At 62.5% G+C, this 23,384-nt stretch carries 21 protein-coding genes; 15 read left to right on the forward strand and 6 right to left on the reverse strand.

The genetic code is table 11. From position 1 onward, the window contains the following. Positions 1–141: 141 nt before the first annotated feature. The 5 genes from iaaH to ACFWXH_RS09250 are packed head-to-tail and all read left to right on the forward strand — an operon-like array spanning position 142 to position 6,081. Complete coding sequence (iaaH, locus tag ACFWXH_RS09230; protein WP_379119490.1) at positions 142–1,578, forward strand: indoleacetamide hydrolase; 1,437 nt, start codon at positions 142–144, stop codon at positions 1,576–1,578. A gap of 27 nt (positions 1,579–1,605) precedes the next feature. Then, positions 1,606–2,793, forward strand: a complete 1,188-nt coding sequence (locus tag ACFWXH_RS09235) for a substrate-binding domain-containing protein (RefSeq protein ID WP_379119492.1) — start codon at positions 1,606–1,608, stop codon at positions 2,791–2,793. A 27-nt stretch (positions 2,794–2,820) separates the two neighbouring features. After that, entirely contained in the window at positions 2,821–3,675 is an 855-nt protein-coding gene (locus ACFWXH_RS09240) for a branched-chain amino acid ABC transporter permease (RefSeq protein WP_379119494.1), read from the forward strand. Then, positions 3,668–5,395, forward strand: coding sequence for an ATP-binding cassette domain-containing protein (locus ACFWXH_RS09245; RefSeq protein ID WP_379119496.1), 1,728 nt, complete (start codon positions 3,668–3,670; stop codon positions 5,393–5,395). Before ACFWXH_RS09240 ends, ACFWXH_RS09245 begins: the two co-directional genes overlap by 8 nt. Beyond that, positions 5,392–6,081 (forward strand): ATP-binding cassette domain-containing protein, encoded by a 690-nt coding sequence (locus ACFWXH_RS09250; protein ID WP_379119498.1) that lies wholly within the window; start codon positions 5,392–5,394, stop codon positions 6,079–6,081. Before ACFWXH_RS09245 ends, ACFWXH_RS09250 begins: the two co-directional genes overlap by 4 nt. Positions 6,082–6,102: 21 nt before the next feature. Here ACFWXH_RS09250 and ACFWXH_RS09255 read toward each other — a convergent pair whose 3' ends face one another. Genes ACFWXH_RS09255 through pcaD form a run of 5 tightly spaced genes read right to left on the reverse strand, consistent with a single transcriptional unit; the run spans position 6,103 to position 9,792 of the window. After that, positions 6,103–7,161 carry a 3-carboxy-cis,cis-muconate cycloisomerase gene (locus ACFWXH_RS09255; protein ID WP_379119500.1) on the reverse strand — a complete coding sequence of 353 codons (1,059 nt, stop codon included), beginning with the start codon at positions 7,159–7,161 and terminating at the stop codon, positions 6,103–6,105. A 5-nt stretch (positions 7,162–7,166) separates the two neighbouring features. After that, positions 7,167–7,784 (reverse strand): protocatechuate 3,4-dioxygenase subunit alpha, encoded by a 618-nt coding sequence (gene pcaG / locus ACFWXH_RS09260; protein ID WP_379119502.1) that lies wholly within the window; start codon positions 7,782–7,784, stop codon positions 7,167–7,169. 58 nt (positions 7,785–7,842) lie between these two features. Beyond that, positions 7,843–8,583, reverse strand: coding sequence for a protocatechuate 3,4-dioxygenase subunit beta (pcaH, locus tag ACFWXH_RS09265; protein WP_379119505.1), 741 nt, complete (start codon positions 8,581–8,583; stop codon positions 7,843–7,845). A gap of 2 nt (positions 8,584–8,585) precedes the next feature. Continuing rightward, entirely contained in the window at positions 8,586–8,990 is a 405-nt protein-coding gene (gene pcaC / locus ACFWXH_RS09270; RefSeq protein ID WP_379119507.1) for a 4-carboxymuconolactone decarboxylase, read from the reverse strand. 1 nt (position 8,991) lies between these two features. Then, the gene (pcaD, locus tag ACFWXH_RS09275) at positions 8,992–9,792 is read right to left on the reverse strand and encodes a 3-oxoadipate enol-lactonase (protein ID WP_379119509.1); all 801 of its coding nucleotides are present in this window, start codon (positions 9,790–9,792) and stop codon (positions 8,992–8,994) included. Between the two features lie 89 nt (positions 9,793–9,881). Here pcaD and pcaQ point away from each other — a divergent pair, with 89 nt between their 5' ends. Both pcaQ and ACFWXH_RS09285 read left to right on the forward strand, forming a co-directional pair. Continuing rightward, positions 9,882–10,802 (forward strand): pca operon transcription factor PcaQ, encoded by a 921-nt coding sequence (gene pcaQ, locus ACFWXH_RS09280; protein ID WP_379119511.1) that lies wholly within the window; start codon positions 9,882–9,884, stop codon positions 10,800–10,802. A gap of 97 nt (positions 10,803–10,899) precedes the next feature. After that, the gene (locus ACFWXH_RS09285) at positions 10,900–11,559 is read left to right on the forward strand and encodes a LysE family translocator (protein ID WP_379119513.1); all 660 of its coding nucleotides are present in this window, start codon (positions 10,900–10,902) and stop codon (positions 11,557–11,559) included. Positions 11,560–11,572: 13 nt separating this feature from the next. Here the strand turns inward: ACFWXH_RS09285 and pobA are convergent, their stop codons facing one another. Beyond that, positions 11,573–12,742, reverse strand: a complete 1,170-nt coding sequence (gene pobA / locus ACFWXH_RS09290; RefSeq protein ID WP_379119515.1) for a 4-hydroxybenzoate 3-monooxygenase — start codon at positions 12,740–12,742, stop codon at positions 11,573–11,575. 571 nt (positions 12,743–13,313) lie between these two features. Between pobA and ACFWXH_RS09295 the strand changes: the two genes are divergently transcribed. From ACFWXH_RS09295 to ACFWXH_RS09330, 8 genes are all read left to right on the forward strand, one after another. Beyond that, entirely contained in the window at positions 13,314–14,198 is an 885-nt protein-coding gene (locus ACFWXH_RS09295) for a helix-turn-helix domain-containing protein (RefSeq protein WP_379119517.1), read from the forward strand. Between the two features lie 287 nt (positions 14,199–14,485). Then, on the forward strand, positions 14,486–15,547 hold the full coding sequence (locus ACFWXH_RS09300) for a sugar ABC transporter substrate-binding protein (protein WP_379119519.1): 1,062 nt from the start codon (positions 14,486–14,488) through the stop codon (positions 15,545–15,547). An 86-nt stretch (positions 15,548–15,633) separates the two neighbouring features. After that, the gene (locus ACFWXH_RS09305; protein ID WP_054308349.1) at positions 15,634–16,455 is read left to right on the forward strand and encodes an ATP-binding cassette domain-containing protein; all 822 of its coding nucleotides are present in this window, start codon (positions 15,634–15,636) and stop codon (positions 16,453–16,455) included. Further along, on the forward strand, positions 16,452–17,711 hold the full coding sequence (locus tag ACFWXH_RS09310; protein WP_379119521.1) for a sugar ABC transporter permease: 1,260 nt from the start codon (positions 16,452–16,454) through the stop codon (positions 17,709–17,711). Before ACFWXH_RS09305 ends, ACFWXH_RS09310 begins: the two co-directional genes overlap by 4 nt. Before the next feature lie 135 nt (positions 17,712–17,846). After that, positions 17,847–18,575 (forward strand): SDR family oxidoreductase, encoded by a 729-nt coding sequence (locus tag ACFWXH_RS09315; RefSeq protein WP_379119523.1) that lies wholly within the window; start codon positions 17,847–17,849, stop codon positions 18,573–18,575. Between the two features lie 72 nt (positions 18,576–18,647). Further along, positions 18,648–20,252: an FGGY-family carbohydrate kinase gene (locus ACFWXH_RS09320; RefSeq protein ID WP_379120884.1), complete on the forward strand. Its 1,605-nt coding sequence runs from the start codon at positions 18,648–18,650 to the stop codon at positions 20,250–20,252. A 156-nt stretch (positions 20,253–20,408) separates the two neighbouring features. Further along, positions 20,409–21,191 (forward strand): SapC family protein, encoded by a 783-nt coding sequence (locus tag ACFWXH_RS09325; protein WP_379119525.1) that lies wholly within the window; start codon positions 20,409–20,411, stop codon positions 21,189–21,191. 614 nt (positions 21,192–21,805) lie between these two features. Then, on the forward strand, positions 21,806–23,374 hold the full coding sequence (locus tag ACFWXH_RS09330) for an ABC transporter substrate-binding protein (protein ID WP_379120886.1): 1,569 nt from the start codon (positions 21,806–21,808) through the stop codon (positions 23,372–23,374). The last annotated feature ends 10 nt before the right edge of the window (positions 23,375–23,384 follow it).

Below are 23,384 nucleotides of genomic sequence, written 5' to 3' on the forward strand. Positions count from 1 at the left end.
TTGTTTTGCCGCATGACCTTTGTACGAAAAGTCTGCAACTTTTCGGGATCATGCTCCAGGGCACATCCGCATTTCTGCTGATACACGTGCCTGATTTGCGCCTCTAGCATCCACTTCGCCCGATCGGGTGAGGAGGACTGGATGGCCGAATTGCACGAGCTCGGCGTTGCGGCTGCGGCAAAAGCCGTTCGCGAGGGCGAGGTGACAGCCGAGCATCTCGTCGAGACGTTCATCGATCGCAATACAGCCTATACGTACCTCAACGCCTTCGTGTCGATCGACGCGGAAGCCGCGCTGGGTGTCGCTCGCGCGGTCGACCAGGCGCGTGGCCGTGGTCAGACACTCGGTCCACTCGCCGGCGTGCCGGTCGGTATGAAGGACAATATCGACGTTGCCGGCCAGGAATGCAGCGCCGGCACGCCCGGACTTTCCGGTCATCGCCCAAAGAAGGATGCGCCGGTGGCGGCGGCGCTGCGCGATGCCGGGGCTATTTTTCTCGGCCGAACCGGCATGCATGAGCTGGCCTTCGGTATCACCAACAACAATTCCTTCTCCGGTGCGATCCGAAATCCCTATGACCTCCTGATGATCCCTGGCGGGTCATCGGGCGGTGCCGGTGCCTCCTGTGCGGCACGCCTAACCCCAGGAGGCATCGGCACCGACACCGGTGGATCGGTGCGCGTGCCGGCGGCTCTCTGCGGCATCACTTCGATGCGCCCCACCGCCGGTCGCTGGTCGGCAAGCCGCATCGTACCGATCTCGTCGACACGCGACACGCCAGGACCAATGGCGCGCTGCGTCACCGATCTCGAGCTGATGGACCGCGTGGTCACGGGCAGCAGAGGCGAATTTGTCGAGCGACCGTTGGCTGGACTGAGGCTTGGCGTGCCGCGCGGCTATTTCTGGGAAGATCTCGACCCTGAAACGGAACGGATCTGCCAGGATGCGCTGAATTTGTTGAAGGCCGCCGGCGTATCACTCATCGAAGCCGATATTCCCGATATTGCCGCGCTCAATGCGGCGGCCAGCATCATTGCCTTCTACGAGCCTGGCCGGGACATCGCAGCCTATCTCAAGGAAAGCGGCGCTTCGGCGCATTTCTCCGACATCGTCGAAAAAGCCGCCAGCCCGGATGTGCAAGGAATCATGCGCCTGATCAGCGATCCGGCCAGCATGGTTCCGGAAGCTCATTATCGAGAAGCGATGGATGTTCATCGACCGCGCCTGATCCGGGCCTATCGCGATCATTTCGCTGCCCATGGCATCGACGCTCTGGTCTTCCCGACGACGCCACTGCCCGCTCGCCCGATCGGCGAGGATGTTGACGTCGAACTCAACGGTCGGCGGGTGCCGACCTTTTCAACCTTCATCCGCAACACCGATCCGGGCAGCGTCGCCGGCCTGCCGGGCATCAACCTGCCTGTCGGGCTGACGGGTCAAGGACTGCCGATCGGGCTGGCTCTGGACGGCCTGCCTGGAACCGACCGGGCGCTGCTGTCGATCGCTGCGTCGATGGAGGCGCTGTTTCCAATGCTTCCTGCGCCGGTGCTCAAGGCGGCAATCATCGAACACGCCTAACGACAAGCAACAAGAAGAGGGGAAAACATGCCACCATTCATGATCATCAATCGCCGCACCATGCTGGCCGGCACGGCTGGTGCACTGGCTGCCGGCATCGTCCCGGGCGCTTTGCGCCGTGCCATTGCGGCGGAGGGCGAATTCAAGATCGGATTGCTCATTCCGCTGTCTGGACCTGCGGCATTATTCGGCCCGTCGAACCAGGGCTGCGCAGAACTGGCGGCGGACGAAGTCAATGCCGGCGGCGGCGTCCTTGGCCGCAAGATCAAGCTGATCCCGACCGATGCCGGGGCCGCTCCCGCCGAGGTGGCGAAATCGGTCGTGCGTTTGATGCTGGAAGAAAAGGTCGACCTCGTGATCGGGTCGCATGACAGTGCGGTGCGCCAGGCGGTCGAGGCAACGGTGAAGGGCAAGGTTCCCTACATCTACACGCCGGTCTACGAAGGCGGCGACTGCACGGCCAATGTCTATTGCCTCGGCGAGACGCCACCACAGCAGATCAAACCATCGATCGAATTCATGATGAAGGAAAAAGGCGCCAAGACCTTCTACATGATCGGCAACGACTATGTCTGGGCACGCAATTCCAACGAAGCCGCAAAGTCCTATATCAGCGCCGGCGGCGGCACGATTGCAGGGGAAGAGTACGTCCCGCTCGGTGCGCCGAACCGCTTCGAGGAGATCGTCACGCGCATCAAGGGCGCGAAACCCGATGTTGTTCTGATCACCGTGATCGGCGCCGACAACGTCAATTTCAACCGCGCCTTCGCTTCATTCGGTCTCGACAAGGAGATTGCCCGGTTGGCCTTCCTTCTTGAGGAAAACACGCTGCAGGGCATTGGCATCGAGAGCAGCGGCAATCTCTATTCCTGCATGGCCTACTTCGCCAATGTGGGCTCCGAGGCCAACCAGAAGTTCAAGGCCGCGATGAAGGCGAAATTCGGCGACAAGGTGCCTCAGCTTTCGACGCTGGGTGCAGACGCTTATGCCGGCGTGCATTGCGCCAAAGCGCTTGTCGACAAGGCGGGCTCGACGGAGGCCGGAGCCGTCGCGGCAGCTTCGCAAGGTCTCACCTTCGCCACGGCCGGCGGTACCGCGACGATGACGGGACGCCATGTCGACAAGGACATGTATCTCGCGCTGTGCAAGGGCACCGAATTCGAGGTCGTCAAGACCTTCGAAAAGGTTGCCAGCGGCCAATCCTGTCCGGTGTGAGTTGGTGACAGAATTGGGGGAGGGGCCGTGGATCCGCTGATCGTCACGCAACTGTTGAACATCCTTTTCGGCGTGACGACGCTGGCGATGATCGCGCTGGGGCTGGCGATCACCTTCGGCATGCTCGGCGTGCTGAATCTGGCACATGGCGAATTCGTCATGATGGGCGCGTTCTGTGCTCTGGTTATCGACCGCGCCGGCGTGCCCTTCCTACTGGCGGTACCGCTGGCGCTCGTCGTCTGCGGTGGCGTCGGGCTGGTGGTCGAGATGCTTTTGATCCGTCCACTCTACCGCCGTCCCTTCGATACGCTTGTGGCGACCTGGGGACTGAGCCTGCTCCTGCGCAAATTGGCGGAAGCCGGGTTCGGACTCGGTTTTAACAGCGTCGCCGTTCCGCTTGTCGGCACTACGACATTGTTCGGCACCGACTATCCGACCTATCGGCTGGTGCTGATCGTCATCTGCATCGCGATCATTGGGGCGCTGTTCGCCTGGTATGGAACCAGCCGGGCAGGGCTCAAGATCAGGGCGATGGTCGAAAATCCGGACCTGGCACGTGCACTCGGCATGCCGGTCAAGCGGCTCGCCACAACCACTTTCGTCGTCGGCTCCTGCCTTGCCGGCCTGGCCGGCGTCATGGTGGCGCCGCTGGTGCCGGTGCATCCCTATCTCGGGCTGGACTACGTCATCAAATCATTCTTCGTGCTGGTTGTCGGCGGGCTGGGCAGCGTGCTGGGAGTAGTCGCCGGCACCGGCGTCATCGGTGGCCTGGACAGCGTGATGTCGGCGCTGTTCGGCAGCACGCAGGCCTATTTCACCGTTCTGGTGGTGGCGATCCTGTTCCTCTGGTTGAAGCCGCGCGGGTTGTTCGCGCATGGCTAATCTCGGCACGCTTGTAGCCCTGCTTGTCCTGCCGTTCGCGGTGGGCGACTACTGGACCTATCAGCTCGGCCTCTACTACCTTTACGCGATGGTCGCCGTCGGGCTGGGGCTGTGCTGGGGACAGGCAGGCTTCCTGCCGCTTGGACAGGCCATGTTCTTCGGCATTTCGGCCTATCTCTCAGCGATCCTGCTGAAGGCGATGCCGGGCAGTTACCTGATTTATCTGCTCCTGCCTCTCGCGGCTCTTGCAAGTGGCGTTCTGGCATTGCTGATCGGCTTGATGGTGTTTCGTCGCGATGGCGGCAGCGGGCCGTTCTTCTCGTTGATCACGCTGGCGCTTTCCATGCTGGCATTCCAGATCGCCAGCAACTGGAATTCCGTGACGGGAGGCTTCAACGGTCTCGCCGGTATTCCGAGCCTTCCGGGCATCGACGATTTCCATGCCAATTATTACCTCGCCGCGGTGGCGCTCGTCATCGTGTTGGCGCTCGCATCCTGGCTTTATCGCGCGCCGCTCGGCGTCCTGTGGCGGGCGATTGCCCAGAACGAGCGCCGTGTCGCCTTGTTCGGTTTCAATCCGCATCGCTACAAGGCGATCGCCTTCGCTGTATCCGGCTTTTTTGCCGGCCTTGCCGGCGCGCTGTACGCGCCACAGCAAGGCCTGGTTTCGCCCCAGGTCGTCGGCTTCGCTTTCTCCGCTGAGCTCCTGGTCTGGACGGCGGTCGGCGGGCGCGGCCGGCTTTACGGGCCGGTGCTGGGCACCTTGCTGGTCGGGTCGATGACGGCGGAAATGCGGGACGGCGTTCCCTATTGGGAAGCCATCATGGCCGGCTTCTTCATGCTGGTCGTGCTCGTCTTCCCGCAAGGCGTGATCGGGCTGTTCACGCCGGTGACGGACCGCCTGCGCCGCAGTTTCGACAGAGCTCGCCAAAGGGCGAGGATCGAGGCTCCAGCGCGGGCTGAGGTTGCAGCACAGGAACCTTTGACGATCGAGGCGGCACGGGTCAGCGCCGGCGGCATCAACATCCTGAACGATCTGACTGTCGCGTTTCCGCCGAAGGGCGTGGCCTGTGTCATCGGCCCCAACGGTGCAGGCAAGACCTCTACTTTCAACCTGATCACCGGCGAATTGCCGGCCAGCGCCGGCAGTGTGAAGCTGGGCGCGCTCGACATCACCAATCAGGCACCTTACCGGGTGGCGCGGCTGGGTTTCGCCCGCAAGCTGCAGGCGCCGAGCGTGTTTCCTCAGTTGTCGATCGGCGACAATCTGGCGATTGCGCTATGGAGCGACGCAGCGCGACCGCTCGATCTGCTGAAGCCTTCGCTCCGTCGCTGGTCGAGCCCGATCATCGGCGAATTGGCTGCGCGCTATACCTTTCTGGGCAAAGAAGAGGCACCGGCGAGTGACCTTTCACATGGGGAGCGCCAGATCCTCGAACTCGCCATGGCGCTTGCCGTGCAGCCGCGCATCCTGCTGCTGGATGAGCCGTGCGCCGGCCTTTCGGCCGACGAGACTTCCCGCGCCGTAGACGTCATCCGCTGGGCGGCGGAGCGGCTCGGCAACGCAGTCATCATCATCGAGCATGACATGGCGCTGGTGCGCAGGATCGCTGATCGCGTGATGGTGTTCCACAATGGTGCTTTGCTGGCTGAAGGAAGCGTCGCCGACATCCAAGCCAATCCGGCCGTGCAGGCCGTCTACGTCGGAGGTCAGAAATGACCCCGATCAGCTTCAGCAACGTTTCGGGCGGCTACGGCTCCCTGAACGTCGTGCAGGAACTCAGTGGCGAGGTTGCTGCAGGCCAGGTGCTGTGCGTCGTCGGCCGCAATGGCGTCGGCAAGTCGACACTCCTCAAACTCTTGCTCGGCTATCTGCCGTGCCGGTCAGGGGTGGTGACGATCAGCGGGCGCAGGGCGGGCTCGATGGCGCCGGAAACACGCAGAGGGCTTGGAGTCAGCTACTGTCCGCAGGAACGGCCGGTGTTCGACGATCTGAGCGTGTCGGACAATCTGGCGCTGATGACCAAGGATGGTCGGCTGGATGGCTACCGGTCGTTCTTCGATCTTTTCCCGGTTCTGGAGAGGCGGCTGGCGCAGCGGGCCGGAACGTTGTCGGGAGGCGAGAAGAAGCTGTTATCCTTCACGCGTGGGCTGGCGGAAGACCAGCCGGCCGTCGTGCTCGACGAGCCGACCGAAGGCGTGCAGTGGGAAAATATCCAGCGCATGGCCGACATGATCAACGGCAGGAAAGCGGGCGGCACGGCCTTCATCGTCGTGGAACAGAACCTGTCCTTCGCCGAACTGATCGCCGACCACTACCTGGTCATGGATCACGGCCGGTGCGTGCTCACCGGGCCGCGTGCCGGGATCGGACGCTCCGACATCGTGAAGCACCTCGCGGTCTGAGCACTGCCTACCTGGGTTCGGCTATCCCTCCGTCCCCAAACGCCGGATGTTGGCGACAAGCTCGGTGGCTCGCCTTGTAGCGGTCGCTGTGGCGATGATCATCTGCGGCAGGATCATCCATTCCAGCGTCCAGGCGGCACCCGACCGCTCCTGTTCGTGCACCAGAGCGCCATGCATGCCTGCAAGCTGGGTGGCGTTGAAGCGGGCCAGCGTCACCAGCACCTCGGCCAAGACAGGGTTCTGCTTGTGCGGCATGGCCGAGGAGCCGCCGCCGCCGGCGAGTTCGATCGCGTCCCCTGCCAGCGCCATGAGAGCGATGTCCTGGCCGAATTTACCGAGGCTTCCGGAAATCAGCGACAGGATGGAAGCGAGGTCGGCGATGCGGTCGCGCTGGCTGTGCCATTGTGGCTGATCGGTCAGTCCGAGTTCGCTGGCAAGCGCAGTGCGCACCGCGTTCGCCTTGCCGCCAAGCTTGTCGAGTGTTCCGGCCGCACCGCCAAACTGCAGCGCCAGCCCGTCCTCCATCCATGTGCGCAGCCGCTCCAGATTGCGTTGAGACGGTCCATGCCAGCCCTCGATGCGGTCGCTTGCCTTGATCGGGATTGCAGGTTGCATGCGCGTTGCGGCCATCAGGGCATGCTCACCGTCGCGTTTTTCAAGGTCGCCGAGCGCGCGCAGGAAAACGGCGAGCCGCTGCTCGACGATGGCAAGCACCGGTTTCAGGCGCAGCATCAGGCCGCTATCGATGACGTCCTGGCTGGTGACGCCGAAATGGACATAAGACGCCGTTTTGCCGCCAACTGCTTCGCGCAGCTGCCGTACCAGCTCCGGCACAGCAACGCCGTCCACCGAGACCGCGATGCGCAGACGGTCGATGTCGGGCCCGAAGGCGGAGATGGCGTTAGTGATGGCAGCTACTGCCTCTTTGGGTATCAACCCGGCCTTTGCCTCGGCGGAAGCCAGCGCGGCTTCGAAAGCAAGCATCGCCTTCATTTCCGCTTCGACGGAAAAATAGCCGGCGACCTCTTCGTCGCCCAGAAGGCCGCCAAGGACAGGATGATCGAAAGGGCAAACACTCATCGGGCTCAGATATCCAGGAAGACGGTTTCCCGCTCGCCCTGCAGATGAATGTCAAACCGGTAGCTGTCGTTGCCATCGGCCTGCGCGATCAGCGTTGTCACCCGGTCGCGATGCTCGAGACGCAGAAGTAGTGGATCTTCGGCATTCGCGTGCGCTTCCTCCGGGAAATACATGCGCGTGTGCAGGCCAAAATTGATGCCGCGCGCCACGATCCAGAAGGTGATGTGTGGCGCCATCAACCGCCCGTCCTTGAATGGTACGCGGCCAGGCTTGATGGTGTGGAAGACGAATTCGCCGTCGTCTCCGTCGCACGCGCAACGTCCCCAGCCGGTAAAATCGGGATCGGCCCGCCCGCGCGGTTCGCCTGGGCTGTTGTAGAGGCCGTTTGCATCCGCTTGCCAAATCTCGACCAGGCCATCGCGCAACGATGCGCCACCGCCGTCGACGACGCGGCCACGGATGGTGATCCGCGTGCCCCTGGTGCGATCGTTCACCATCGCTGTACCGAGGTCGGCCGGATAGACACCCGTGATGCCTGAGGCATTCGGTGTCAGTCCGATATGCACATACGGGCCGGCAGTCTGCGAAGCGGTCTCCTTCAGATAGGTGAGATCCTGCGTCATTACGGTCTTGAGCTCGTTGCCGTTTCAGGTGCCATTTCGATCTTCATGGGTTCACGCCCTAGTTGCCGTCCAGGCGGTTTTCAAAGAGCGTCGAGCGTCTGCCGCGCAGGACGATGTCGAACTTGTATGCGCGCGCGTCCATGGGAATGGTATTGGCCATGTCGAGCGGCGCGATCAGCAATTCCACGGCGCGCCGGTCGGGAATGGTACGCACGATCGGGCAACGCCAGATCAGCGGGTCACCCTCGAAATACATCTGTGTGATCAGCCGCTGGCTGAAACCACGGCCGAATACCGAAAAATGGATATGCGCGGGGCGCCAGTCGTTGGGGCCATTCGGCCAGGGGTAGGGGCCGGGCTTCACCGTGCGGAAACGGTAGTTGCCGTTCTCGTCGGTGATGCAGCGGCCGCAGCCGCCGAAATTGGAATCGAGCGCCGCGAGATAGCCTTCCTTCTTGTGGCGATAGCGACCACCGGCATTGGCCTGCCACACTTCGATCAGCGCCCCCGGCACAGCGCGCCCGTTTTCGTCCAGGACACGGCCGTGCACGATGATGCGCTCGCCGATCGCCGATTCGCCTGGCTTGGCGAAATTGTGGATGAGGTCATTGTCCAGTTCGCCGAGGATCGCATGGCCGAAGACCGGGCCGGTGATTTCGGACAGCGTGCCGTCCAGCGCCAGAAGCGCCCGTTGCGGCGAGCGCAGCACCGAGGTCTTGTAGTCCGGCGTGTAGGCCGGCGGGTGCCAGGTGCGGTCGCGCGTAAAGAAGGCGCCGGTGTCGGGCTTGTGGTCCGTCATGGTCAGGCCTCCCTTTCGCCGTCGAGCGCATCGTACACCTGCTTGGCGATGCGGATCGCACGGTTGGCCGCCGGTACGCCGGCATAGATCGCGACATGCAGCATGGCCTCGGTGATGTCCTCGCGCGTTGCCCCGGTGTTGGCGGTGGCGCGCACATGCATGGCCACTTCCTCGTCATGCCCGAGGGCCGCGAGCAGCGCGATGGTGACGATGGAGCGCTCGCGCGCCGTCCAGGTGGGGCGCGCCCACACCGTGCCCCAGGCCGCTTCGGTGATCAGTTCCTGGAAGGGCCGGTCGAAATCGGTGGCGGCAAGTTCCGCCTTGTCGACATGGGCATCACCCAGTACCGCGCGACGGGTTTTTATCCCCTGCCGATAGCGCTCCGACATCGTTTCGCCATCGGCCATGTCAGCTTCCCAAAGATTGCGAGCGGATGAAGGCACTGACCAGCGCGGTGAAGATTTCGGGCTGCTCGACGCAAGGGATGTGGCCCGCACCTTCGATGACTTCATAACGCGCGCCGGGCACGAGATCGGCGAGGGATCGAACGAGTGCCGGCGGCGTCGAGCCATCCTGGTCGCCAACGATGCAGAGGGCAGGTACCGACGCTCCCTGAGCGGTTTCCGTCAAATCGGCACTGGCAAGGGCGTTGCAGGCTGCGACGTAGCCGGCGACCGGCTGGCGGATCAGCATGTTGCGATAGCCGGCGAGTTCGTCGGCGCGTCCGGTATGAAAGGCCGGCGTGAACCACTTTTCCATCACACCGTCGGCAAAAGCGGCGATGCCCTTGGTTTCAGCAATCTCGATGCGCTCTTTCCACGATTGCGCGGTGCCGATCTTGTGGGCGGTGTCGCTCAGGATCATGGCCTGCACGAGATCTGGGCGGGCGGCGTAGAGCTGAAGCGCGATGAGGCCGCCGATCGAAAGCCCGCAGATGACGGCGCGCTTGATGGCGAGATGATCGAGCAGGGCAGCAAGGTCCGCGGCATGGGGGGCGATGCCTGGCCGGGCATCGCCGAGATCCGAAAGGCCGTGACCGCGCTTGTCATAGACCAGCGTCGCGCATTCGCCAGCCAGGCGAGCCACGGTCTCATCCCATATGCGGAAGTCGGTGCCGAGCGAATTGATGAAGACGACGACGGGGCCGTCGGACGGCGCGCCCGTCAGGCGGTGGTGCAGGACGATATCGTTGATCCGTGTCAGTCGCATGCACGCCTCCTCTTCTGTTGTTGCCCTTTCGTTTGGTTAAGTAAAATAATAAATTGCGCCAGTCTGTTAACTCGCAGGTTATGGGCGGTATGATCGATCAGCGCATCAAGTTCCGACATCTGCAGACATTCGTCGAGGTCTCGCGCCAGAAAAGCGTGATGAAGGCGGCCGAAATGCTGCATGTCAGCCAGCCGGCGGTGACCAAGACCATCCGCGAACTGGAGGACGCGCTCGGCGTGCGCGTGCTGGAGCGCGACGGTCGCGGCATCCGCGTCACCCGGCTCGGGGAAGTGTTCCTGCGTCACGCCGGTGCCGCGATCTCGGCACTGCGGCAGGGCGTGGATTCCATCGCCGCGGATCGGTTGGGCCATGGTGAGCCGGTCCGGATCGGAGCGTTGCCGACGGTCTCCACGCGCATCATGCCGCGCGCCATGGCGCTGTTCCTCGGTGAGAACACAAGCAGCCGCGTCAAGATCGTCACCGGCGAGAACGCTGTGCTGCTCGGCCAGTTGCGCATCGGCGATCTCGATATCGTCGTCGGACGCCTGGCGGCGCCCGAGCAGATGACCGGTCTTTCGTTCGAACATCTCTACTCGGAAGAGGTGCGTTTCGTGGTGCGCGCCGGCCATCCGCTCCTGGGCCGCGGTGCCTTCGATTTCGCCGATCTCACCCGTTACGTCGCGCTGATGCCGACACGCACGTCGATCATCCGGCCCTTTGTCGAGCGGCTGCTGATCGCTCATGGCGTGCCGAACTGGCCGACCCAGATCGAAACGGTATCGCATGCCTTTGGCCGCGCGTTCGTGCGTTCGAACGACGCTGTCTGGGTGATCTCCGAAGGCGTGGTGGCTGCCGACATCGAGGATGGCGTTCTGGCCGCGCTACCGATCGACACCAGCGAAACCAAAGGGCCGGTCGGTCTCACCATCCGAGCCGACCAGCAACCGACGCTGGGGCTGGGCCTGCTGATGCAGACGCTGCGCGAGGTGGCCGCGGAGTTGCCGCGATAGAAGCAAGCATGGTGCCGGTCGTTCAAACGACAGGCGTCCAAGTCTATTTTCCTCAAGCAATCTGGTGCATTCCAATGCCCTTGGTGTACGAATTTGCGTGCTCGAACCCTTTGCGGTGTGTGATTTCGTAGTGGAACTGTCTCAGATCTTACCACCGATGACGGCGCCATTCCTGGTCATGGCGTTGCTGGTTGAACTGACCCCAGGGCCCAACATGACCTATCTTGCTCTGGTGTCGGCCGCGGATGGAAGGAAGGCCGGCATAGCCATTCTGTCGGGTATCGCGCTTGGTTTGGCGATCATCGGCTTGGTGGCGGCCCTGGGAGTGGCCGAACTCATCCACGCGTCAAAGGTGCTCTACGAGGTGCTGCGGTGGTCGGGCGTCATTTTCATGCTCTACCTGGCATGGGAAGGATGGACCAAGGGCACGGACATCGTTTCAAACGTGGCGGTCGATCGAGGCCGTTATTTCAAACGGGGCCTGATCACCAATCTGCTCAATCCCAAAGCGGGCGTATTTTACGTTTCCGTTCTGCCAACCTTTATCGACCCGGCGCTCGATCCTGTATGGCAGGCGCTGATGTTGACGGTGATGTATGTGGTCGTTGCGACGCTGGTCCATCTGGTGATTGTCGGGTTGGCTGGTTCGCTTGAACCAGCTCTGAATGATCCGAGCAAGGAAAAGCCCGTCAGGAAGATCTTGTCTCTGCTGCTGGCAGCGGTTGCACTCTGGTTCGCCTGGTCAACCGCGCGCTGAACGCGGCCGCCGCTCAAAAAGCCAATCCAACATAGTTCTCGGCAAGCGCCGTCGCTGCCGCTTGCGAATGTGTCAGATAGTCGAGTTCTGCGTCTTGAATCCGGCGCTCGAAATCGCTGCTGTCGGGAAAGCGGTGGAGCAGGGTGGTCATCCACCATGAAAAGCGTACCGCTTTCCACACCCTGGCCAACGCACGTTCGGAATAGGCGTCGATGCCGGCCGACGATTTTTCGAGGAAGAAGTCGCGCAGGCCGTCGAACAGATAATGCACGTCGCTGGCGGCAAGGTTCAACCCCTTGGCGCCTGTGGGCGGCACGATATGAGCAGCGTCGCCGACGAGGAAGAGGCGGCCGAAGCGCAGTGGCTCCGCCACGAAGGAGCGCAGCGGCGCGATCGATTTCTCGAACGAGGGTCCCGTGGTCACCGCCTCGGCATGATGGCGGGGCAGCCGGTTGCGCAGCTCATCCCAGAAGCGATTGTCGCTCCAGGCTTCCGCCTGTTCGTCGGCGGGCACCTGCACGTAATAGCGCGAGCGTGTCATCGAGCGCATCGAGCAGAGCGCGAAACCGCGTTCATGGCTGGCATAGACCAGCTCGTCGCTGACAGGCGGTACTTCTGCCAGAACGCCCAGCCAGCCGAACGGATAGGCACGTTCGAAGGTTCGCATCGCGCCGGCCGGAAGACAACGACGGCTGACGCCGTGGAAGCCGTCGCAGCCGGCGATGATGTCGCAATCGATCCGTCCGGTAACGCCGTGCTTTGTATAGGTCACGAAAGGTTTGTCGGTATCGAAACCGTGCAAGGTGACGTCTTCAACCTCGTAAAGGGTCGACGTGCCTGCGGCTTCGCGTGCGGCCATCAGGTCGCGTGTCATTTCGGTCTGACCATAGACGGTGACATGTTTGCCGGTGAGACCGGCAAGATCGATGCGATGGTCGCGTCCATCGAAAGCGATGGAAAAGCCGTCATGCACCAGGCCTTCACTCGCCAGGCGGGCGTCGGCACCGGCTTTACCCATGAGATCAACCGTGCCCTGTTCCAGCACGCCGGCGCGCACGCGGCCGAGGATGTAGTCCTTGCCGACACGGTCGAGGATGACGTTGTCGATGCCGGCTCCGGTCAGGAGCTGGCCAAGCAGCAGGCCCGAAGGGCCGGAACCGACAATGACGACCTGTGTTCGCATTCGGTGTCCAGGTTGGTGGCGGGGCAGGGTGGGTGTCCAGACCCTGATCCCGACCAGAAGCGGCACCATCGCCCAACCGGACGGTTCGGTAAAATGATATCTGAGGCCGATCGCATATATGGATCGTTATGAATGGGGCTGATGCTGGGGCGTAAGCCGTCCCCAAAGGGGTGATCGGACCCATCACGGCCCAGAGCAACCGTGTTGCCCGAGTCCGCCATGGGCCGCCTTTGCGATGAGCCCGACCGATTTCGGGGCTATGCGACTCGACGTTTCGAGGCGAAACGTTTCGTTTCGCCAATCACAGCTGCTGCCTGCATTGGTAAATCAATGCTTAACTGATGGCGGCAAAACCAGTGCGAACTGGCGGTGCGTCGGGTGCATATTTTAGCGACACCTGCATATCTTTACCGATCAAGGTCAAAAAAGTATCATTGCAACTGTCCAAACGTGGTGGCGTCGTTACGGCGTGGGGATTAGCGTTTGTTTCGAAGGTCAGAGCTGGAGCACATCCAGCCGATTGGGAAAGGGTCGCGGCGGCTAGATCGTCTTGCGCCCGGAGGAAACAAACATGGGTCCGGACCTGGAAGTCGTCCAGATTCGACAAGGCGAGTCGTTCAAGGCTTGGTCGCACGGCTATCCGTTCCACACGGTGCGCTGGCATTTCCATCCCGAATATGAACTTCATCTCGTGGTCGCCACGGCCGGCCGTTATTTCGTCGGCGATTTCATCGGCGAGTTCGAACCCGGCAATTTGGTGCTGACCGGTCCCAATCTGCCTCACAACTGGGTGAGCGATATCCCCGAGGGATCGACCATTCCGCTGCGCTGCCGCATCCTGCAGTTCAATGAAAGCTTCATCGGCGACACCATGCGTCTGTTGCCGGAACTCGCAGCGCTTGCGCCGGTGCTGGAGCATGCGCGGCGTGGTGTGCTGTTTTCAGCCGAGACCAGCCGGCAGATCGCTCCGGTGATGGAGGAATTGATGAAGGCGCAGGGTGTGCGCCGCATCGAACTGTTCATGGCGGTCGCCGGCCTGCTCAGCCGCGGTCACGGTGCACGCATGCTGGCCAGCCCAAACTACCTGCCCGATCCGTCCGGCTATATGTCGGCCGGCATCAACAAGGCGCTCAACTATCTGCGCGAGAACCTGACCAATCCGTTCACGGAAGCCGATCTGGCGGGCATTGCCGGGCAGTCGACCTCCGCTTTTTCGCGCGCCTTCCGCCGCCATACAGGCATGACGCTGGTGCAGTATGTCAAGCGGCTGCGCATCAATCTCGCCTGCCAGATACTGACCAGCGACGAAGAGGCGCCGATCACCGACATCTGCTTCGAGGTCGGCTTCAACAACCTGTCGAATTTCAATCGCCAGTTCCTGGCCGAAAAGGGCATGACGCCGTCGCGATTCCGACGGCTGACGATCGACCATATCAATGCGGCGAAAGCCGCCTGAATCAACGCGGCGAAAGCCGGCTGAACCAATGCGGCAATAGCCGCCTGTCAACGCGGCTGAGGCCGCCCAGCATGGAGGACCAGGGAGGAACATCATCAGAAGAATCAACAACGTGAGCGGTCGCATACCGCTCGCGAGGGGAAAGCTTTGTCCCGAGGCCGCCTCCGGCGCTGCGGAATGGCATGAAGCCACTATGCAAGCCGGCCGGATAGCCGACGGATTCGCGCTGCCTGGGAGGGCAGCTCTTCAGATCACCCATTGTCATATCGTCCAAGGGAGAAGATGCAATGAAACATTCATGGAAAACGGCGGGCCTCGCGATGCTGGCCCTCTCTCTCGTTGGCGGCTCGGCGCTTGCCCAGAGCGCCGATGGCGCCACCGTGGCTTTCCTGATGCCGGACCAGGCCTCGACCCGCTATGAAGAGCATGACTATCCGGGCTTCAAGGCCGAGATGGAAAAGCTCTGTGCCTCCTGCAAGGTGCTCTATCAGAACGCCGATGCCGATGCGGCACGCCAGCAGCAGCAGTTCAACTCGATGATCTCGCAGGGCGCCAAGGTCATCGTCATCGATCCGGTCGATTCCATCGCCGCCACCTCGCTGGTCAAACAGGCGCAGGCACAGGGCGTGAAGGTTATCGCCTATGACCGGCCGATCCCCGAAGCCAAGGCCGACTTTTATGTATCCTTCGATAATGAGGCCATCGGCAAGTCGATCGCCGACTCGCTGGTCAAGCATCTGAAAGACAAGGGCGTGAAGGCCGGCGAAGGCACCGGTGTGCTGCAGATCAACGGCTCGCCGACGGATGCGGCTGCCGGTTTGATCAAGAAGGGCATCCATGCCGGCCTCGACAACAGCGGCTATCCGATCCTGGCAGAATACGACACGCCGGAATGGGCGCCGCCGAAGGCGCAGCAGTGGGCTGCGGGCCAGATCACGCGCTTCGACAAGAATATCCTCGGCGTGGTCGCCGCCAATGACGGTACCGCCGGCGGCGCGATCGCGGCCTTCAAGGCTGGCGGCTTCGATCCGGTTCCGCCGATCACCGGCAACGATGCCACGCTGGCCGGGTTGCAACTGATCATTGCAGGCGACCAGTACAACACGATCAACAAACCGAGCGAGATCGTCGCGGCGGCCGCGGCCAATGTCACGGTCCAGTTCCTCAAGGGTGAGACGCCAAAGGCTGAAACCACGCTGTTCGACACGCCGTCGCAGCTCTTCGTGCCTGTGGTCGTCACCCAGGAGAACCTGAAGGCGGAGATCATCGACAAGAAGATCGCAACACCCGAACAGCTCTGCACGGGCCGTTATGCCGAAGGCTGCAAGAAGCTCGGCATCACCCAGTAACCAAGTCGTGGTGTGCCGCTCCGCCGTTTCAGGCGGGGCGGCATTGCCCCATCCCGGGCGTGGAAACTCTTGGAAAGGCTTGCATCATGACAGGAACATCACAGGAGCCGGCCTCGGCACGTGAGCTTGTGCTCAGCCTGCGCGGCATCTCCAAGCAATTCGGCGCAGTCTCGGCGCTGACCGACATCGACCTCGACGTCCATGCCGGCGAAGTCGTCGCTCTTGTCGGCGATAACGGCGCAGGCAAATCGACGCTGGTCAAGGTCCTTGCCGGCGTGCATCAGCCGACATCGGGAACCATTACCTTCAAGGGCGAGCCCGTCGTTCTGTCCGATCCGGCGACAGCGCTCAATCTCGGCATCGCCACCGTCTTCCAGGATCTGGCGTTGTGCGAGAACCTCGACGTGGTCGCCAACATCTTTCTCGGCAAGGAACTCAGTCCGCTGCGGCTGGACGAAGTGTCGATGGAGATCAAGGCCTGGAAGCTGCTCAACGAACTCTCGGCGCGCATTCCGAGCGTGCGCGAGCCGATCGCCTCGCTATCCGGCGGTCAACGCCAGACGGTTGCGATCTCGCGCTCGCTGCTGCTCGATCCGAAGCTGATCATGCTCGACGAGCCGACGGCCGCCCTCGGCGTCGCCCAGACGGCGGAGGTGCTTGACCTGATCGAACGCGTCCGCGATCGCGGCCTCGGCGTGATCATGATCAGCCACAACATGGAAGACGTCCGCGCGGTTGCCGACCGCATCGTCGTGCTGAGGCTCGGCAAGAACAACGGCATCTTCCTTCCCGATGCATCCAACCAGGAACTGGTCAGCGCAATCACCGGCGCGGAGAACAACTCGGTTTCCCGCCGCGCAAGCCGCCGTCAGGCACAAAGCGCGCACGCTCAGGAGAGCCAGCCATGACCGACAAAGCCACGCAAAGCGCGCCGCAGGCGCAGCTTATCGACCGCGCCGATGTGCGTGTGAAACATGCCGAAGGCTTAAGTGGTGCCGTCGGCGCTTTTTTCGACCGCGTGCGGTCGGGCGATCTCGGCTCGCTGCCCGTCATTGTCGGGCTCGCTATCATCTGGACGGTTTTCCAGAGCCTCAACCCAGTGTTCCTGTCGGCGAACAATCTGGTCAACCTGCTGTTCGATTGCTCGACGGTTGGCGTCATCGCGCTCGGCATCGTCTGTATCCTGATGCTGGGTGAGATCGATCTGTCCGTCGGTTCCGTCAGCGGCTTCGCTTCGGCACTGGTCGGCGTGCTGTGGGTCAACCAGGGCTGGCCGGTCGGTTTCGCCATCGTCACCGCCATGGCGGCGGGCGCAGTCATCGGCCTGATCTATGCGTTGCTGCTCAACCGGTTCGGCATGCCGAGCTTCGTCTCGACGCTGGCCGGCCTGCTCGCCGTGCTTGGCCTGCAGCTCTACCTGCTGGGTTCGACCGGTTCGATCAACCTGCCATACGAGTCGGCATTGGTGAATTTCGGCCAGCTGATGGTTATGCCCGACTGGGTCTCCTACGGGCTGGCAGCGATTGCCGGGATCGGTGTCTTCTGGACAGGTTATCGCGAGGCCGTGCGGCGGCGTGCAGCGGGCCTTTCGGCGCAGTCGACGGCAAGCCTGGTGGCGCGCGCCGTCGCCATCATTGTCGTGCTGGAAGCCATCGTCTTCTATCTCAACAGCTCACGCGGCATCCCATGGATGTTCGGCCTGTTCGTCGGCCTGGTCGTGGCGATGAACTACGCGCTCAAACGCACCAAATGGGGCCGTTCGATGCATGCTGTCGGCGGCAACCGCGAGGCCGCCCGCCGCGCCGGTATCAATGTGCGCGCCATCTACACCACCGCCTTCATGCTGTGTTCGACGCTGGCGGCCACCGGCGGCATCCTGGCTGCAGCGCGCCTTGCCTCATCCAGCCAGCAGGCCGGCACAGGCGATGTCAACCTCAACGCCATCGCCGCGGCGGTGATTGGTGGAACCAGCCTGTTCGGCGGGCGCGGCAGCGCCTATTCGGCCCTGCTCGGCATCATCGTCATCCAGTCGATCGCCAGCGGGCTGACGCTGCTCGATCTGTCGTCGTCGCTTCGTTACATGATCACAGGCGCCGTTCTGGCGATTGCCGTGATCGTCGACTCGCTGGCGCGCAGATCGCGTGTGTCGCACGGCCGCGCCTGATCCTAGAGCGTTTCCGTTTTCACGGAACCGCGGAAACGCTCTAGTTTTTTGCGCAATTCCGGACGGAAAACCGCGACGCACTTTTCCCGGAATTGCTCAAACTCCCAAGCAAACCTAGCGGAACAAGAGGCTGAAATGGCTCAGGATCTTACCGGAAAAGTAGCGGCGATCACCGGCGCCGCATCGGGCATTGGCCTGGAATGCGCCAGGCATCTGGTGGCCGCAGGCGTGCGGGTCGCGCTTGTCGATCGCGCCGAGGAAGCGCTGAAGCAGGTCAGCGAGGAACTTGGGGCCCAGGCGTTCCCCGTGGTGGTAGACCTCATGAACCCGAAGAGCGTGGCCGGCATGATGCCGCAGATCCTGGAGAAGGCCGGCCAGCTCGACATCTTCCATGCCAATGCCGGTTCTTATGTCGGCGGCGAGGTGGTTGACGGGGATCCCGACGCCTGGGACCGCATGCTGAACCTCAACATCAACGCAGCGTTCCGGTCCATCCACGCGGTGCTGCCGCATATGGTCGAGCGCAAGACCGGAGACATCGTCGTCACCAGCTCGATCGCTGGCCTGGTGCCGGTGGTGTGGGAGCCGATCTACACGGCCTCCAAGCATGCCATCCAGGCCTTTGTCCACACACTGCGCCGCCAGGTGGCCAAGCATGGCCTGCGCGTCGGCGCGGTGGCGCCTGGCCCGGTTGTGACGGCGCTGATCAGCGACTGGCCGCAGCAGAAGCTGGAGGACGAACTGGCTGCCGGTGGATTGATGCAACCTGTGGAGGTGGCCGAAGCGGTGATGTTCATGCTGACCAGGCCGCGCAACATCACCATCCGCGACCTGGTGATCCTGCCGCAGAGCAACGACCTCTGATCCCGACCGCCGCCGCTTGCTCATCGGTGGCGGTCTTTCCTTTCTCTCGTTGTCTCGGGTGCTCGCATGACTTTGGCAAAATATTTTATCGGTATTGACGTCGGCACCGGCAGCGCGCGTGCCGGCGTGTTCGACGAGAGCGGAACCATGCTGGCGTCAGCCAAGCGCGACATCGCGCTGTTTCGCGAAGCGGGCGACATCGTCGAGCAATCGAGCAACGACATTTGGCAAGCGGTCGCGGCGAGTGTGCGCGACGCCCTCGCCAAATCCGGCGTGCCGGCGCCGTCGATTGCCGGTATCGGCTACGACGCTACCTGTTCGCTGGTGGTTCTGGACGAGGGTGGTCAACCGCTTGGCGTCGGGCCGACCGGCGAGGTCGAGCGCAACATCATCGTATGGATGGACCACCGCGCCACCGAGCAGGCTGCGCGCATCAATCGTACCGGCGAGACCGTACTGAATTACGTGGGTGGGGCCATCTCGCCCGAGATGGAAACGCCGAAACTGTTGTGGCTGGCCGAGCACAAGCCCGAGACCTTTGCGAATGCCTGGCAGTTCATGGACCTGACCGATTTCCTGACTTGGAAGTCGACCGGCAGCCTTGCCCGCTCGATCTGCACCGTCACCTGCAAGTGGACCTATCTGGCGCATGAGCAGCGCTGGGACGAGCGCTATTTCCGTGCGGTCGGACTTGGCGCGCTGGCCGACGAGCAGTTCCGCCGCATCGGTACGGAAGTCGTGCCGGCCGGCACGGCACTGGGCAAGGGACTTACAGCCGAGGCCGCACATGACATGGGGCTGTTGGAAGGTACGCCGGTGGCAGCCGGTCTGATCGACGCCCATGCCGGCGGCATCGGCACTGTGGGCGCACGGGGCGCCGCCGGCAGCGTGCTGTCGCGCATGGCCTATGTATTCGGTACCTCGGCCTGCACCATGTCGACCACCGTCGATCCGGCATTCGTCGATGGCGTGTGGGGACCGTATTTCTCGGCCATGGTGCCCGGGCTGTGGCTGAATGAAGGCGGCCAGTCCGCCGCGGGAGCCGCAATCGATCATCTGGTGCGCATGCATCCGGCTTCCGCCGAGGCGGAAGCGCAAGCCAATAGGGATGGGATGAGCCTCAGCCAATGGCTGGCGGCGGAGGCCGGCAAGCGCGGCGGAGCCGCCAGTACGCCTGAACTCACCGGCAGGCTGCATGTCGTGCCGGAATTCCTCGGCAACCGCGCACCATTCGCCGATCCCGAGGCCCTCGGGGTGATCGCCGGCATCGGCATGGACACCAGCCTCGATGGACTGGTTGGCCTCTATCTCGCTGGCATCTGCGGCCTCGGTTACGGGGCGCGCCAGATCGTCGGCGTTCTGTCCGAGAAGGGTGTTGTGACCGACACCATCGTGGTGAGTGGCGGGGCTGGTCAGAGCCCATTGGTACGGCAGCTTCTGGCAGATACGACGGGGCTGGTCGTTGCCGCCTCGACTTCGCCGGAGCCGGTTTTGCTTGGTTCCGCCATCCTGGGCGCCGTCGCGGCAGGCCATTTCCAGGACATGGCGGCCGCCATGTCCGCGATGTCGGAGATCGGCGAAACCTGCCAGCCAAATGCTGCCCATACCGGCTGGCACGCCAAACGGTTCCAGGCGTTCGAACTGCTGCAGAAGGCGGGCAGGGCGGTGCGAGAGTAGTTTGCGCCGAGGGCGCTGCGCTCTGACCATTCTTGGGTCTGTTCCTGTCCCGGCGGATGGACTTTTTCCCGGCCGATGGCGTAAGACGCTGCCGGATTGGAACGCGTCGCGAAGGCTGGACAGCCATCGATCTGCGCCCGCTTGAGGGGATATGGCATGATTGCTGAGAATGGTGTGGCAACGGCTCCAGCCGCGGATGCGCTGCCGCTTTTCTATTCGAAGCCGGAGGCGATGAACCCGGACCGCCACGGTTCGCTCGGCCTCGCCGCGCGGGCCGATTTTTCGTTTACCCGCGCCGCGCATGCACTGCCCGTGGTGACAGGGGAGATGCCGGCCGCCATGCGCTCCTATCCGATCGTCTTTGTCGGGCCGGCTAACCAGCCAGTCGTCATCACCGGCCTCAGGCAAGGTGAGAATCTGTTCGTCGACAAGGACGGCCAGTGGGCAAAGCCGCATTACATTCCTGCTTATGCGCGACGCTATCCCTTCATCCTCGCCGACGATGGTGGGCAGGGCAGTGGACGGCTGGCGCTGTGCGTCGACCGAGCCAGCGACCGGGTGGTCGAGCAGGCGGCGGCGCACGGCGACAAGGTTGCGCCTTTCTTCGCCGGCACCGAGGCGACGGAAGCCACCAAGCAGGCGCTTGCCTTCTGCAACCAATACCAGATGGACTTTGCTGCCACTCGCACGATGGTCGACAAGATCGCCGCGCACGGGCTGTTCGTCGAGCGTCGCAGCACGGTGACGCTGGAGAATGGCGAGGTGCTCAATCTTACCGACTTCAAGGTCATCGATGAGGATGCCTTCAACAAGCTGGGCGACGAGGCTTTCCTCGATTTGAGGAAATCCGGTGCGTTGACGCTGGTCTATTGTCATCTCGCCTCGACCAACAGCTGGAGTTCGGTGATCCACCAGGCGGCATTGCACAAAGTCGGTTGAGGTCTACGGAGGCGACCGTTCGATCCTCAGCGGGGACGCTCTAAGCACTCTTTCGAGAAAAGCGGCCCGGGCCAGCCTTAGGCAAAGCGGGTGGACAAAATCCACATGCTTCGTGTGATCCACAATCTATGAGTGTGGAATAATTCGCGCCTGAGTGGCGGGCGCGATCGGGCTTGATACTGGCTGAGGAAGATTTTCCGCCTGCCGCACGATTGTGAGGCAATCCTCAAACCGCCCAATTTAAGCCATTCTGCATGTTGGGATTTTCGGTCTGACTGCCCTAATTCCGGGCGGCATTGGGCGCGCCCACATTTCCCGCAAACCCTTATGTTAAAACGATTTTTTCGCAGATGGGACGTTTTCACGGTTGACGAAGAGCGGGTTCACTCATAACCATAAATCAAATTGATTTATCTTATCCGCCAGCAAGAGCGGAAGGGTCAATTCCAACCAGGGGAACCGAAACCATGCGTGCCAAAAGTACGAATCCGTCTTCTTTGCGCCGAGCTGTATCGCTCCGGCGTCTGTTCGCCGGCGCCGCTTTCGCAGCACTCTCCACGGCAGCCGGGCTGACCGTTCAAACAACCTCCGCCTCGGCCGAAGCCGTCCTCTCCATGCATATCGAGGAGCAGACCAGCTGGGTGCAGAATTTCAATCCCTTCGATCTCGGCGGCCGCCGCCAGAGCACGATGGATTTCATCTACGAGCCGCTGGTCATCTTCAATGACTATGACGGCGGCAAGCCGATCTGGCGCCTCGCCACGGCCTACAAGTTTTCCGATGATTTGAAATCAATCACCTACACGCTGCGCGACGGCGTCAAATGGTCCGACGGCGAGCCGTTGACCTCGGCGGACATGAAGTTCACGCTGGAAATGATGTTGAAGAACCCGGCGGTCGACACCGTCGGCGTCGGCGAAACCGTCGCTTCCGTCGAGACGCCGTCGCCGACCGAGGTCAAGATCAATCTCAAGGCCGTCGACACGCATTTCCCGGAAACATTGGCCGATTTCCCGATGGTGCCCGAGCACATCTGGAAGGACGTGAAGGATCCGCTTGCCTTCAAGAACGAGAAGCCGGTCGGTTCGGGGCCAATGACCGAGGTCCGCCGCTTCACGCCGCAAGTCTATGAGCAGTGCCGCAACCCGAACTACTGGGACGCCGCCAACCTCAAGGTGGACTGCCTGAAGCTGCCGCAGATTTCCGGCAACGACCAGATGCTGGCGCTGCTGCCTGAAGGCTCGATGGACTGGATCGGATCGTTCATTCCGCAGATCGACAAGACCTACGTCGCGCTCGACCCGAAGAACAACGGCTACTGGCAGCCGCCCGCCGAGACGGTCGCCTTCCAGATGAATTTCAAGACGAAGAACGCGGGCAATGCCGAGGCCTTCGCTGACATCAACTTCCGCCATGCCTTCTCGCTGGCGATGGACCGTACCGCGATGGTCGACATTGCCGGCTTCGGTTATCCGGTGGTGAACCTGCACGCGTCCGGCCTGCCGCCACGTTTCGAATCCTGGCGCAACAAGGCGGCTGAAGGCGATCATGACGTGTGGATGGCCTACGACATCGACAAGGCCAACAAGGTGCTCGACGATGCCGGCTACAAGAAGGGTGCCGACGGCTTCCGCACCACGCCGAAAGGACAGCCGATTGCCTTCTCCATCGCTGTGCCGAATGGCTGGACCGACTGGATCGATGCCGTGCAGATCGGCGTTGAGGGACTGCGCAAGATCGGTGTGAACGCCTCGGTGGCGACGCCGGAATATGAGCAATGGCAAAAGCAGATTCTCGACGGCACGCTGGATGCGGTCATGAATTCCCGCGCCGATGGTCCGACGCCCTTCCGCGGCTACTATCAGTCATTGTCGACGCCATTCGCAGGCCGCATCACATCAGCACCGTCGCGTTATTCCAATCCTGAACTGGACAAGGTCTTCGACGCCTACCGCAAGGCGACGACGGAGGAAGAGCGCCACAAGCTGTTCGACGAGGTACAGTCGATCGTCGCCGAGGAGTTCCCCGTAGTGCCGGTGTTCAACGGGCCGACCTGGTTCCAGTACTCGACCAAGCGCTTCACCGGCTGGGTGACCAAGGACGAGCCGGTGATGAACCCGGAAGACCACGACAACAACCGCCTGCGGCTTGTGCATCTGCTGCGGCTGAAGCCAGTGCAATAACCGGGAGGGA

The organism is Mesorhizobium sp. NPDC059054 (assembly GCF_042739215.1).
GTDB lineage: Bacteria > Pseudomonadota > Alphaproteobacteria > Rhizobiales > Rhizobiaceae > Mesorhizobium.

Coding starts and splice junctions, on each gene's coding strand:
- iaaH (WP_379119490.1), top strand. CDS start 142: ATGGCCGAATTGCACGAGCTCGGCGTTGCGGCTGCGGCAAAAGCCGTT.
- ACFWXH_RS09235 (WP_379119492.1), top strand. CDS start 1,606: ATGCCACCATTCATGATCATCAATCGCCGCACCATGCTGGCCGGCACG.
- ACFWXH_RS09245 (WP_379119496.1), top strand. CDS start 3,668: ATGGCTAATCTCGGCACGCTTGTAGCCCTGCTTGTCCTGCCGTTCGCG.
- ACFWXH_RS09250 (WP_379119498.1), top strand. CDS start 5,392: ATGACCCCGATCAGCTTCAGCAACGTTTCGGGCGGCTACGGCTCCCTG.
- ACFWXH_RS09255 (WP_379119500.1), bottom strand. CDS start 7,161: ATGAGTGTTTGCCCTTTCGATCATCCTGTCCTTGGCGGCCTTCTGGGC.
- pcaG (WP_379119502.1), bottom strand. CDS start 7,784: ATGACGCAGGATCTCACCTATCTGAAGGAGACCGCTTCGCAGACTGCC.
- pcaH (WP_379119505.1), bottom strand. CDS start 8,583: ATGACGGACCACAAGCCCGACACCGGCGCCTTCTTTACGCGCGACCGC.
- pcaC (WP_379119507.1), bottom strand. CDS start 8,990: ATGGCCGATGGCGAAACGATGTCGGAGCGCTATCGGCAGGGGATAAAA.
- pcaD (WP_379119509.1), bottom strand. CDS start 9,792: ATGCGACTGACACGGATCAACGATATCGTCCTGCACCACCGCCTGACG.
- pcaQ (WP_379119511.1), top strand. CDS start 9,882: ATGATCGATCAGCGCATCAAGTTCCGACATCTGCAGACATTCGTCGAG.
- pobA (WP_379119515.1), bottom strand. CDS start 12,742: ATGCGAACACAGGTCGTCATTGTCGGTTCCGGCCCTTCGGGCCTGCTG.
- ACFWXH_RS09295 (WP_379119517.1), top strand. CDS start 13,314: ATGGGTCCGGACCTGGAAGTCGTCCAGATTCGACAAGGCGAGTCGTTC.
- ACFWXH_RS09300 (WP_379119519.1), top strand. CDS start 14,486: ATGAAACATTCATGGAAAACGGCGGGCCTCGCGATGCTGGCCCTCTCT.
- ACFWXH_RS09305 (WP_054308349.1), top strand. CDS start 15,634: ATGACAGGAACATCACAGGAGCCGGCCTCGGCACGTGAGCTTGTGCTC.
- ACFWXH_RS09310 (WP_379119521.1), top strand. CDS start 16,452: ATGACCGACAAAGCCACGCAAAGCGCGCCGCAGGCGCAGCTTATCGAC.
- ACFWXH_RS09315 (WP_379119523.1), top strand. CDS start 17,847: ATGGCTCAGGATCTTACCGGAAAAGTAGCGGCGATCACCGGCGCCGCA.
- ACFWXH_RS09325 (WP_379119525.1), top strand. CDS start 20,409: ATGATTGCTGAGAATGGTGTGGCAACGGCTCCAGCCGCGGATGCGCTG.
- ACFWXH_RS09330 (WP_379120886.1), top strand. CDS start 21,806: ATGCATATCGAGGAGCAGACCAGCTGGGTGCAGAATTTCAATCCCTTC.